Origin of the sequence: Cryobacterium algoritolerans, assembly GCF_004402785.1 — a bacterium.
GTDB classification, from domain to species: domain Bacteria; phylum Actinomycetota; class Actinomycetes; order Actinomycetales; family Microbacteriaceae; genus Cryobacterium; species Cryobacterium algoritolerans.
Map to the genome: position 1 here is coordinate 13,144 of NZ_SOFP01000013.1, position 12,263 is coordinate 25,406.

General features: G+C 67.8%; 11 protein-coding genes. 9 read left to right on the forward strand and 2 right to left on the reverse strand.

Annotated features, from left to right (window positions below; genetic code table 11):
- The first annotated feature begins 203 nt into the window (after positions 1 to 203).
- The 9 genes from E3O19_RS03205 to E3O19_RS03245 all read left to right on the forward strand — a co-directional run bounded on the left by E3O19_RS03205 (position 204) and on the right by E3O19_RS03245 (position 9,441).
- Positions 204 to 1,307 (forward strand): BMP family lipoprotein, encoded by a 1,104-nt coding sequence (locus tag E3O19_RS03205; protein ID WP_134565189.1) that lies wholly within the window; start codon positions 204 to 206, stop codon positions 1,305 to 1,307.
- A gap of 182 nt (positions 1,308 to 1,489) precedes the next feature.
- Positions 1,490 to 3,010: an ABC transporter ATP-binding protein gene (locus E3O19_RS03210; RefSeq protein ID WP_134565191.1), complete on the forward strand. Its 1,521-nt coding sequence runs from the start codon at positions 1,490 to 1,492 to the stop codon at positions 3,008 to 3,010.
- The gene (locus E3O19_RS03215) at positions 3,007 to 4,272 is read left to right on the forward strand and encodes an ABC transporter permease (RefSeq protein ID WP_241981161.1); all 1,266 of its coding nucleotides are present in this window, start codon (positions 3,007 to 3,009) and stop codon (positions 4,270 to 4,272) included. The genes E3O19_RS03210 and E3O19_RS03215 overlap by 4 nt, the downstream gene beginning before the upstream one ends.
- Positions 4,269 to 5,564 (forward strand): ABC transporter permease, encoded by a 1,296-nt coding sequence (locus tag E3O19_RS03220; RefSeq protein WP_134565193.1) that lies wholly within the window; start codon positions 4,269 to 4,271, stop codon positions 5,562 to 5,564. The genes E3O19_RS03215 and E3O19_RS03220 overlap by 4 nt, the downstream gene beginning before the upstream one ends.
- On the forward strand, positions 5,561 to 5,998 hold the full coding sequence (locus E3O19_RS03225; RefSeq protein ID WP_134565194.1) for a cytidine deaminase: 438 nt from the start codon (positions 5,561 to 5,563) through the stop codon (positions 5,996 to 5,998). Before E3O19_RS03220 ends, E3O19_RS03225 begins: the two co-directional genes overlap by 4 nt.
- A 2-nt stretch (positions 5,999 to 6,000) precedes the next feature.
- Positions 6,001 to 7,314, forward strand: a complete 1,314-nt coding sequence (locus tag E3O19_RS03230; RefSeq protein ID WP_134565196.1) for a thymidine phosphorylase — start codon at positions 6,001 to 6,003, stop codon at positions 7,312 to 7,314.
- A 232-nt stretch (positions 7,315 to 7,546) separates the two neighbouring features.
- Positions 7,547 to 8,668, forward strand: coding sequence for an adenosine deaminase (locus tag E3O19_RS03235; protein WP_134565198.1), 1,122 nt, complete (start codon positions 7,547 to 7,549; stop codon positions 8,666 to 8,668).
- Between the two features lie 39 nt (positions 8,669 to 8,707).
- Positions 8,708 to 9,169, forward strand: a complete 462-nt coding sequence (locus tag E3O19_RS03240) for a PTS sugar transporter subunit IIA (RefSeq protein ID WP_134565200.1) — start codon at positions 8,708 to 8,710, stop codon at positions 9,167 to 9,169.
- Positions 9,169 to 9,441 (forward strand): PTS sugar transporter subunit IIB, encoded by a 273-nt coding sequence (locus E3O19_RS03245; protein WP_134565202.1) that lies wholly within the window; start codon positions 9,169 to 9,171, stop codon positions 9,439 to 9,441. Before E3O19_RS03240 ends, E3O19_RS03245 begins: the two co-directional genes overlap by 1 nt.
- Before the next feature lie 94 nt (positions 9,442 to 9,535).
- Here the strand turns inward: E3O19_RS03245 and E3O19_RS03250 are convergent, their stop codons facing one another.
- Positions 9,536 to 11,266, reverse strand: coding sequence for a phospho-sugar mutase (locus E3O19_RS03250; RefSeq protein WP_134565334.1), 1,731 nt, complete (start codon positions 11,264 to 11,266; stop codon positions 9,536 to 9,538).
- Positions 11,267 to 11,379: 113 nt separating this feature from the next.
- Entirely contained in the window at positions 11,380 to 12,213 is an 834-nt protein-coding gene (locus E3O19_RS03255; protein ID WP_134565204.1) for a purine-nucleoside phosphorylase, read from the reverse strand.
- Between the last annotated feature and the right edge of the window lie 50 nt (positions 12,214 to 12,263).

Below are 12,263 nucleotides of genomic sequence, written 5' to 3' on the forward strand. Positions count from 1 at the left end.
GGACCCGGTGGTGAGGTCGGCGAACGCTGGATAATACTCCCGATGCGACACTCATTCGCGCCGCGGCGGCTGCACGAATGTCGCGGCTTGGTAACCATTCGGTTGCAGCCTGATTTTGCTCATCTGAGCAGTGAAACATTCGGTAACGTGTAGTCCAACACAGCCCCTGCGGACCCGCGCCGGGCGACCATAGGAGGTCAATCTTGACAATCACGAAACGTAGGGCCGCTCTTAGCGGTCTTGCCACGCTCGGCGTTGTGGCCCTGCTCGCGGCCTGCGCCCCGGCACCGACCGGCGGCGGATCTTCCGGCTCGGCCGCGGCGTCCAACTATCGGCCGTGCATCGTCTCCGACTTCGGCGGGTTCGACGACAAGTCATTCAACCAGTCCAGCTTCGACGGGATGACCCAGGCCGCCGACGAGCTCGGGATTAAGTTCAAGCAGGCCGAGTCCAAGTCGGAAGACCAGTACGCCAGCAACACCAGCAGCATGGTCGACCAGGGCTGCAACTTTGTGCTCACCGTCGGCTTCGCCCTCGCCAACGCCACCCGCGACGCGGCCAAGACGAGCCCCAAGACCCACTTCGCCCTGATTGACTCCGCCCTCTCGAACGATGACTTCAGTCCGCTCAAGCTTGACAACGTGAAGCCGGTCCTCTACGACACCGCGCAGGCCGCGTTCCTGGCCGGCTACCTCGCCGCCGGCACCAGCAAGAGCGGAATCGTCGGAACCTACGGCGGACTCCAGTTCCCGTCCGTCACCATCTTCATGGACGGCTTCGCCGACGGCGTCAAATACTACAACGACCAGAAGGGCAAGGCCGTCAAGGTTCTCGGCTGGGACAAGGCCGCGCAGACCGGTCTCTTCGCCGGCAGCTTCGACGACATCAACCAGGGCAAGGCGCTCAGCACCGGTCTGATCGACCAGGGCGCCGACATCATCCTGCCGGTTGCGGGACCGCTGTTCCAGGGTACCGCGCAGGCCATCCAGGACTCAGGCAAGGACGTCGCCATCATCGGCGTCGACAGCGACCTGTTCGAGACCACGCCCGAATTCAAGGCCCTGTACCTCACCTCGGTGCTCAAGCAGATGGCCGCCGCCACCAAGCAGATCGTCGTCGACGACTCGAAGGGTGACTTCACGGCCGCCCCGTACGTGGGCACGCTCGAGAACAAGGGCGTCGACATCGCCCCGTTGCACGACTGGGAATCCAAGGTTGACCCCGCGCTCGTGAAAGAGGTCGACGCTCTCAAGGCCGACATCATCAGCGGCAAGCTCAAGGTCGAGTCGCCCTCCACCCCGAAATAACACCACCAGCACCACGATGCGGGGAGGCCAGCGACACGCTGGCCTCCCCGTTTCGCTTGAAAAGCGCCGATCAATTACTCAGACGAGCAGACCGGGCCAACATATGAGCAAATCGGTTTGGAAACACCATCATTCGCGCAGGTGCCATCTCAGATGCACGCCCACTCAATAGAATCGGGATCATGAAGCTCGAACTTCGCGGCATTACGAAGAAATTCGGTGCCCTGGTCGCGAACGACCACATCAACCTCACCGTCGAGGCCGGCGAAATCCATGCGCTGTTGGGCGAGAACGGCGCTGGCAAGTCAACCCTCATGAACGTGCTCTACGGGCTGTACCGAGCCGAAGAGGGCGAGATTCTGCTTGACGACGTCGTTCAGCACTTTGCTGGGCCAGGCGACGCGATGGCCGCGGGGATCGGCATGGTGCACCAGCACTTCATGCTCATCCCGGTGTTCACCGTCGCCGAAAACGTCATGCTCGGACACGAAGACACCAAGACCGGCGGGCGCCTCGATCTGGTGGCGGCCCGCAAGCGCGTCCGCGAGATCTCCGACCGGTTCGGCTTCGACGTCGACCCCGACGCCCTCGTCGAAGACCTCCCCGTGGGAGTGCAGCAGCGGGTCGAGATCATCAAAGCCGTCTCTCGCGACGCGAAGGTGCTCGTCTTCGACGAGCCGACCGCTGTGCTCACCCCGCAAGAGACCGACGAGCTCATGGTCATCATGAGGCAGCTCAAGGACGCCGGCACCTCCATCGTCTTCATCACGCACAAACTGCGGGAGGTGCGCGCCGTCGCCGACCGGATCACCGTCATCCGCCTCGGCGCCGTGGTCGGCGAAGCGTCCCCGACGGCGACAAACGTGGAACTGGCCACCATGATGGTGGGCCGCGCGGTCGACCTCACCGTGGACAAAGCCCCGGCAATTCCCGGTGACGCCGCCCTCGTCGTGGCGAACCTCAACGTGCTCGACGCGCACGGCCAGGTCCTGGTCAACAACGTCAGCTTCGAAGTACACAAGGGCGAGATCCTCGCCATCGCGGGGGTCCAAGGCAACGGCCAGACCGAACTCACCGAGGCGCTGATGGGCCTGCAGCCGCGGGTCTCCGGAGAGATCACCCTCGACGGCAAGTCGCTGCGCGGCCACTCCGTGCGCCAGGTGCTCGAGGCCGGAGTCGGCTTCGTCCCCGAGGACCGCACCGAGGACGGGCTGGTCGGCGAGTTCACCATCGCCGAGAACCTCATGCTCGACCGTTCCAACGACGAACCATTCGTAAGGCGGTGGAACGTGCAGCGCGCACTTCTCGCGAAGTTCGCGGTGGAGAAGGTCAAGGAATTCGACGTGCGTTCACAGGGCATCGAGACTCCCGTGGGGCGCCTGTCCGGCGGCAACCAGCAGAAGGTCGTCCTCGCCCGGGAGCTCAGCCGCGACCTGCGCCTCTTCGTCGCGGCACAGCCCACCCGCGGCCTCGACGTCGGGTCGATCGAATTCGTGCACGAACGCATCGTGGCAACCCGGGATTCCGGCACGCCGGTGGTCGTGATCTCGACCGAACTCGATGAGGTCGCGGCCCTCGCCGACCGGATCATGGTCATGTACCGCGGGCGCATCGTCGGCATCGTGCCCGGCGACACCCCTCGCGCCGTCCTGGGATTGATGATGGCGGGCGAAGCACCCGCCGGAGAAGGAGCCGCAGCGTGAGCACCACACAGGGTCAGGGGACCGCTACCGACACGGCAACCTCGCCGGCCGGCCAGCCCTCCCGCTGGGACCGGATGTTCCGTGAGATCACCACCGGCAGCGCCATCATCTCCGTGTTGGCCGTCGTGCTGGCGCTGGTCGTCGGCGCGGTCATGATCGCCTTCACCAACAAGGATGTCCAGGCGAGCGCCGGTTACTTCTTCTCCAGGCCCGGCGACACGCTGGCCGCGATCTGGAACGCGGTGTCCGGGGCGTACTCGGCACTCTTCCAGGGTTCGGTCTACAACTTCCGTCGACCGAGTTTCGCCGCAGGGATCAAGCCCCTCACCGAGACGCTCACCTTCGCGACCCCGCTGATCATGGCCGGCCTCGGCGTGGCGCTCGGCTTCCGGGTGGGCATGTTCAATATCGGCGGGCGCGGCCAGATGCTGATCGCGGCCGCGCTCGGCGGCTGGGTCGGCTTCGCTGTCGACCTGCCCTACGGGCTGCACTTGATCGTCGCACTCGTCGTCGGCATCCTCGGGGGTGCCCTCTGGGGTGGCGTCGTGGGCCTGCTCAAGGCCCGCACCGGTGCCCATGAGGTGATCACAACCATCATGCTCAACTACGTGGCGTTCTACCTCGTCAGCTACCTGCTCCGCGACGGCTTCCTGCAGACCCCAGGGTCGAACAACCCGAAGAGCCCGGCCACCAAGGTGACGGCGGTCTTCCCCGACCTGCTCGGCCCGAACTACATCCTGCACTTCGGCTTCATCCTGGCCATCCTCGCCACGATCTTCACCTGGTGGCTGCTCGCGCGCTCCAACCTCGGCTTCCAGTTCCGGGCCGTGGGGCTCAATCCGCACGCGGCCAAGGTGGCGGGCATCAGCGTCAAGCGCATGTATGTCTACGCGATGATGCTCTCGGGTGGGCTGGTCGGCCTGGCCGGGATCAACCAGGTCCTGGGCACGACCACCAGCGGCTTCGGCGCCGGGCTCGACTCCGGCATCGGCTTCGACGCCATCACGGTGGCGCTGCTCGGCCGGTCCAAGCCCTGGGGGGTCTTCTGGGCCGGCATCCTGTTCGGCGCCTTCAAGGCCGGCGGGTTCTCGATGCAGGCCGCAGAGGGCGTGCCGATCGACATCGTGCTCGTCGTGCAGTCCCTGATCGTGCTCTTCATCGCCGCCCCGCCGCTCGTCCGGGCGATCTTCCGCCTGCCGGTGCCGGGCACCACCCGTCGCAAGACCCAGGTCAACGTTTCCCAGGAGGTGGCAGCGAAATGAGCACCGTCGCTCCGGTCGTCCAGCCCGCACAACCCACCACGCCGGAAGGCCCCGATTTCGAGTTCGTGAAGAGCTGGAAGGTGACGATCTCCCTGTCGATCTTCACCGTGCTCGGATTCCTGCTCCTGGTGGTCTTCGGCCGGGACGGCACCAGCATCATGCGGTTGTCCACGTCGAGCGACCTGATCCAGCTGCCCGACGTCGAACTGCCCACCCGGCTGACCGGCATTGTGATCTCCGTCCTGCTGCTCCTGATCACCGCTGTGAGCGTCTGGCTGGTGCGGGCCAAGGCCAGGGCGCCGATCTGGCTCATCTGCGTCTACGCCGTGCTCGTCCTGATCGGCTTCCTGGCCTGGGCCGCGGCCGACAAATCCATCCCGGTGCCGGGGCTGCTGTTCGGGTCGCTCAGCCTGGCGGTTCCCCTCATCTTCGGCGCCCTCGGCGGCGTGATCTCCGAGCGGGTCGGCGTGGTCAACATCGCCATCGAGGGCCAGCTGCTGGCCGGTGCGTTCACCTCAGCGATGGTCGCATCGCTCACCCACCAGCCGCTCCTCGGTCTCCTGGCCGCGATGCTGGCCGGCGTGCTCGTGTCCATGGTGCTGGCCGCGTTCGCGATCAAGTATTTCGTCGACCAGGTCATCGTCGGCGTCGTGCTCAACGTGCTCGTGATCGGCCTGACCGGTTTCCTTTACTCGCAAGTGATGGCGCCGAACGCGGCCCTCCTGAACCAGCCACCCCGGTTCGAACGGATCAACATTCCGCTCCTGAGCGAGATCCCGATCATCGGTCCGGTGTTCTTCCGGCAGACGCTGATCGTCTACATCATGTATGTGGCCGTCGCCGTGGTCTATTACGGGATCTTCCACACGAAGTGGGGACTGCGCCTGCGAAGCGTCGGTGAGCACCCGCAGGCGGCCGACACCGTTGGCATCAACGTCGCCTCGACGAGGTTCTGGAACGTGTCCATCGCCGGCGCGATCGTCGGCCTCGGCGGCGCATACTTCACCCTCGGCTCGGTCGGCGCGTTCGGCAAGGAAATGACAGCCGGGGCCGGGTTCATTGCGCTGGCCGCCGTGATCTTCGGCCGGTGGGACCCGATCCGGGCCACCCTCGCCGCCCTGCTGTTCGGTTTCGCCAGCAACCTGCAGAACGTACTCAGCATCATCGGATCCCCGGTGCCGAGCGAGTTCATGCTCATGCTGCCCTACCTCGTCACGATCTTCGCCGTCGCCGGCCTGGTCGGCCAGTCCAGGGGGCCTGCCGCCAGCGGCAAGCCCTACATCAAGTCGTGACCGGGTCCGCAGCGGCCCAGCAGCCCTTTACCGGCGACGTCGATTGGGGTGTTCTCCGTGAGGCCGCGGTTGAGGCAATGGGCAGCGCCTACGCGCCGTACTCGCACTTCCCGGTCGGCGCCGCTGCGCTCGTCAGCGACGGTCGGGTGATCACCGGCTGCAACGTCGAGAACGCGTCCTACGGCCTCACCCTCTGTGCGGAGTGTGCGCTCGTCTCCATGCTGCACCTCACCGGCGGTGGGCAGCTCGTGGCCTTCACCTGCGTCGACGGTGCCGGCGGCACCCTGATGCCCTGCGGCCGGTGCCGCCAGCTGCTCTACGAACACTCGGCCCCCGGCATGCTGCTGGACACCGTGTCGGGTGTGCGAACCATTGATGAGGTGCTGCCGGACGCCTTCGGGCCCAGGCAGCTCGCCGACTACCGGGAAGAGTGATCGTGAGCAACAGCCAGACCAGCATCGAGGCCTTCGACGCCGTGGACCTGATCCACACCAAGCGCGACCTCGGCGAGCTCAGCACCGCCCAGATCGACTGGCTGGTCGACGCGTACACGCGCGGCTATGTCGGTGACGAGCAGATGGCCGCGATGACCATGGCGATCTTCCTCAACGGAATGAACCGCCGGGAGATCAAAGACCTCACGATGGCGATGATCAACAGCGGTGAGCGGATGAGCTTCACCGGCCTCGGCAAGCCGACCACCGACAAGCACTCCACCGGCGGTGTCGGCGACAAGATCACCCTGCCGCTGATGCCGCTCGTCGCCGTGTTCGGCGCGGCCGTTCCCCAGCTCTCCGGTCGCGGTCTCGGCCACACCGGCGGAACCCTGGACAAGCTCGAGTCGATCCCGGGTTGGCGCGCCAGCCTGACCAACGAGGAGATGTTCGCGCAACTGCGGGACCACGGCGGCGTGATCTGCGCCGCAGGGCGCGGCCTGGCCCCGGCGGACGGCAAGCTCTACGCGCTCCGCGACATCACCGGCACGGTCGAGGCGATCCCCCTGATCGCATCCTCGATCATGTCGAAGAAGATCGCCGAGGGCACGAGCGCACTCGTGCTCGACGTGAAGTTCGGCTCCGGCGCCTTCCTCAAGGACATCGACCGGTCCCGCGAACTCGCCCGCACCATGGTGGCCCTCGGTGAAGACGCGGGCGTGGCGATGTCGGCGCTGCTCACCAACATGAACGTGCCGCTCGGTCACGCCATCGGCAACGCCAACGAGGTCCGCGAATCGGTGGAGGTGCTCGCCGGCGCCGGGCCGGCGGACGTCGTCGAACTCACCGTCGCCCTTGCCAGAGAGATGCTCGACCTGGTCGGGATCACCGGCGTCGATGTCGAGGCCGCGCTGAAGGACGGCCGCGCCATGGACAAGTGGCGGGAGGTCATCCGCGCCCAGGGCGGCGACCCGGATGCGACCCTGCCGGTCGCACGGGAGACCCATGTCGTCACCGCCGAACGAGACGGTGTTCTCGTGGAGCAACAGGCGTTGCCGTTCGGAATCGGCGCCTGGCGTCTCGGCGCCGGTCGCGCCCGCAAGCAGGATCCGGTGCAACACGCCGCCGGGATCGACCTGCACGCCAAGCCGGGCGACACCGTGCGGGCCGGCCAGCCCCTGTTCACGCTCAGCGCCGACGAGCCTGAGCGTTTCGCCCGTGCCCTCGAGGCCGTGGAAGGCGCCTACCGGATCGGCGACCCCGGCGAGCCCATCCAGGACGGCGGCCCCCTGATCGCCGAGCGCATCGGTCGCTGACCTGCCCCGCTCCGCCCCGCTCCGCCCCGCTCCGCCCTGTGCATGGCTCCTGCAGTTTCTGTTCCCGCGCGTCGGCTGCCTTGATTTTCCGGGGTCCCGGCAAATTGGCGCGGGAAATTGGCGCGGGAAATTGCAGGAGTCATGCGCGGGCCGGTTCGATCCACGGACTGTCAATCGGCCGGGGTTGACGAATCGAGGAGACTCCCAGCGTCGTGGCCGGTAGATTGGGAACGTGAACACGAGCCCAGAGGATTACCTGCTGCCCGGCGGCACCAGCATCAACGCGCTGCCGAAGATCTCCCTGCACGACCACCTCGACGGTGGGCTGCGCCCGGGCACCATCATCGAGCTGGCCGAGGCGATCGGGTTCACCCTGCCGACAACGGATGAGTCCGACCTCGGCAAGTGGTTCGCCGACCAGGCCAACTCCGGCTCCCTGGTCGAATACCTCAAGACTTTCGACATCACCTGCGCCGTCATGCAGACCGAGGAGGGCCTGACCAGGGTGGCCCGGGAATTCGTGGAGGACCTCGTCGCCGACGGCGTCATCTACGGCGAGGTGCGTTGGGCCCCCGAGCAGCACCTGACCCGGGGCCTCACCCTGGACCAGACGGTGCAGGCCGTGCAGGCCGGCATCGAGGCGGGCATCGCCGCCGCCGCCGAGGCAGGCCACAGCGTCAAGATCGGCCAGCTGATCACCGCCATGCGCCACGCCGACCGCAGCCTCGAAATTGCCGAATTGGCCGTACGCCAGCGCACCGCGGGCGTCGTCGGTTTTGACATCGCCGGCGCCGAACTGGGGTTCCCGGCCCACAACCACCGTGACGCGTTCGACTTCCTCGCCACGGCATTCATGCCGGTCACCGTGCACGCCGGCGAGGCCGACGGCCTGGAGAGCATCCGCGGCGCCCTCTTCGACGGACGCGCACTGCGGCTCGGCCACGGCGTTCGCATCGCCGAAGACATCGTCGTCGGCCGTCAGGACGCCGACGACAACACCTACGTGACCCTCGGCCCGGTGGCCCAGTGGGTGCGCGACCGGGAGATCGCCCTCGAGCTCAGCCCATCGTCAAACCTGCAGACCGGCGCGATCGCCGCCTGGGGCGACGACCTGCTCGACCACCCGTTCGACCTGCTGTACCAGCTCGGCTTCCGGGTTACCGTGAACACCGACAACCGGCTGATGAGCGCCACAACCCTGAGCAGGGAACTGGCCATGCTCAGCGACGCATTCGGCTACGACATCGACGACCTCGAGGTCTTCCAACTCAACGCCGCGCAGGCCACGTTCCTCCCGCTCGAGGAGCGCGAAGAGCTGGCCGACGCCATCGTCGCCGGCTTCGAAGGCGTCTGAAACACTAATGTCCACCAGATCGATACCGTGAAAGCTCCCATGCCACTGCCACCCCTTCCCGCCGACGCAATCGCGATCGGCGTCCACGTCGAGGACTGGCGAGGTGCGGTGGCCGCGGCCGGTGACGCCCTCGAACTGTCAGGGTCGACCTCGCCCGAGTACACGAAGCGCATGATCGGAGTGATCGACGAGTTCGGCGCCTACGTCGTCATCGCGCCGGGCCTCGCGCTGGCGCATGCCCGGCCCGGACCCGACGTTCACACCGAGGGACTGAGCGTCGTCACCCTGGCCGAGCCGGTGGCGTTCGGCCACCCGCACAACGACCCGGTCAGCGTCGTGCTCGGCCTGGCCGTCACCAGCGGCGACGAGCACGTGCTGCTCGTAGCCGAACTGGCCAACGTGTTCAACGACCCCCGAATCATCCCGGCGCTGGCGGCGGCGACGGATGTCGACAGCATCCGCGCCCTGCTCGGCGTCACCGCACCACCCGAGGAGCAGTAATGAAGATCGTCGCCCTGTGCGGAGTCGGAATCGGCACGTCCGCGATCCTCAAGGTCAACGCCGAGCGGGCCCTGGCGCGGCTGGACATCGAGGCGGATGTGACGGCCACGGACATCGCCGGTGTGCAGAGCGTCGGTTTGGACGCCCAAGTGATCCTCACCTCGTCGGAGCTGGTCGACGCCATCGGCAAGACCAACGCCGACATCGTCGTGATTGACAATTACTTCGACGTGGACGAGCTCACCGCGAAGCTGGAGACGGCGCTGGGCTGACCGGTTCCGGCAATCCTGAGCCGGGCGACACCGATACCCGAACCCGGAGGGCGGATTCCTGTCCAGGGAGTTCCCCGCCCAGGGTTCTGCCGGGCTAGCTGATCAGTTCGCGCATGCCCTGGTCGAGTTCGGCGAGGGCCGCCTCGGCGGCGGCCTTCCGCTCGGCGACGGTGCCGTCGGTGCTGCTCGTGTCCAGGTACACCTTCAGCTTGGGCTCGGTGCCGCTCGGGCGAACCATCACGCGGGAGCCGTCGACGAGCCTGATCCGGAGCACATCGCTCGGCGGCAGCCCGTTGGAGCCGGCCGACAGGTCGTCGACACGGTCGACCCGGATGCTGCCCACCGCTGACGGCGGGCTCTGGCGCAGGCGGGTCATCACGCGTTCGATCTCCGTGAGGTCGGTCACCCGCACCGAGATCTGGCCGGACGCGAAGTGGCCGAACCTGGCGCTGAACCGGTCGAGGTGGTCGGCGAGGGTGAGCCCGTCGGCCTTGAGGTCGCTGACCAGCGAGAGCATGGCCACGGCGGCGGAGATGCCGTCCTTGTCCCGCACGGTGCCGGGGTTGACGAGGTAGCCGAGGGCCTCCTCGTAGCCGAAGATCAGGTCGGGCGCGCGAGAGACCCACTTGAAGCCGGTGAGGGTGTCGGCGAACTTCAGCCCGTAGGCCGCGGCGACCGCCTGCAGGGCAGGAGAGGACACGATCGAGCAGGCGAGGGTGCCGTTGGCCCCGCCGTCGCCGGCCGCGTTCGTCGCGAGCTCGGCGGCGCGCCAGCCGAGGATGGCGCCGACCTCGTTCCCGCTCAGCCGGCGGTAGCCGGTGTCGGAGGACGGGTCGGGGATCGCGATCGCGAGCCGGTCGGCGTCGGGGTCGTTGGCGATGATGAGTTCGGCGCCGGCCTCCCGGGCGGTCTCGTAGGACAGGTCGAGGGCACCCGGCTCCTCCGGGTTCGGGAACACCACGGTGGGGAAATGGCCGTCAGGGGCGATCTGGGCGTCGACGAGCGTGGGCAGGTCGAAGCCCGCGGCCTCCAGCACGCGCCGGGTCGTGTCCCAGCCGACTCCGTGCAGGGCCGTGTACACCGTGTTCACCTGTGCGCGCGGGCGGTGGGCGAGGTCGGCGGTGGCGTCGATGTACGCCTGCACGACGGATTCGGGCGCCGTCTCGTAGGCGGCCCGGGGGAGGTCGGGCACGCGCTGCTCGGTCGCCACCCGCAGGATCTCGGCCGCGATGCGTGCGTCGTCGGGGGAGACGATCTGCGAGCCGTTGTCCGCACCGCCGAGGTAGACCTTGTAGCCGTTGTCGTTGGCCGGGTTGTGCGACGCGGTGACCATCACGCCGGCACTCGCGTCAAGGTGCCGCACCGCGAAGGCGAGCACGGGGGTGGGCAGCAGGCGGGGGAGCAGGATGGCCCGAACGCCGGCACCGGCCAGGATCGCCGCAGTGTCGGTGGCGAAGACATGGGAGTTCTTGCGTCCGTCGTAGCCGATCACGACCGACGGGGTCGATCCCGGCGACGCGGCGCCCCGGAGGTACGCGGCGAGGCCGGCGGCGGCCTGGGACACGAGCACGCGGTTCATCCGGTTCGAGCCGGCCGCGATGACGCCCCGGAGACCGGCCGTGCCGAAGGCGAGCCGTTCGTCGAAGCGGGTGTGCAACTCCCTGATCGCCGCCCCATCCCCATCGCCGGCGGCGCGCACCAGCAGGCGCAGCTCGGCCTGGGTTTCGGGGTCGGGGTCCTGGCTGAGCCAGTCGTTCGCCGTGTGAATGAGGATGGTGGCGGCGTCCGGGGCCGGTGGATCCGGATCGATGGTGTCGAGCACCATCGTGTCTGGGAGCACCGGTTCACGGGCTTCTCCGTCGACGCCGTGCCGGCCGCGGGCCTCGGGCGGCACCGCGGTGCCGCCCGGGCCGGAGGAGTCCCTGGTGTCGTCGAGGCTCACAGCGCGGCCACGATCCGGGCGAGCAACGCGCTGATCACGGGTTCGGCCAGCCGGCCGGCCTCGAGCACCTCGCCGTGGCTGAGCGGCTCCTTCTGGATCCCCGCAGCAAGGTTCGTGATCAGGGACAGCCCGAGAATCTCCATCCCGGACTGGCGCGCCGCGATCGCCTCGAGCGCGGTGGACATGCCGACGATGTGGCCGCCGATCGCCTTCGCCATCTGTACCTCGGCGGGGGTCTCGTAGTGCGGGCCGCGGAACTGGCAGTACACGCCCTCGTCGAGGGTGGGGTCGATCGTGCGGGCCAGGGCTCGCAGCCGGGCGGAATACAGGTCGGTGAGGTCGACGAACGTCGCGCCCTCGAGCGGCGAATCGGCGGTGAGGTTGATGTGGTCGCTGATCAGCACCGGGCTGCCCGGCGTCCAGGTCTCGCGGATGCCGCCGGCCCCGTTGGTGAGGATCATGGTCGACGCGCCCGTGGCGGCCGCGGTGCGCACGCTGTGCACGACCCGGCGCACGCCGTGGCCCTCGTAGTAGTGTGTGCGGGCGCCGATGATGAGGGCGCGCCTGCCGCTGGGCAGCAGCACCGAGCGCAGCATGCCGGCGTGGCCGGCCAGGGCAGGGGCGCTGAAGCCCGTGATCTCCTGCGCGGGGATCGTGTGCGTGGTTTCGCCGATCAGGTCGGCGGCCTTGCCCCAGCCGCTGCCCAGGGTGAGTGCGATGTCGTGCCGGGCGACACCGGTGCGGGCGGCGATCTCATCGGCCGCTCTGCGCGCGACGTCGAACGGATCGGTTTCTGGCGCGTCAAGCGGGTTGTCATCCATCTTCAGCATGCCACCACTCTAATTGCCCGGGCATTTCTGCGGCGATTGCCCATTCGATT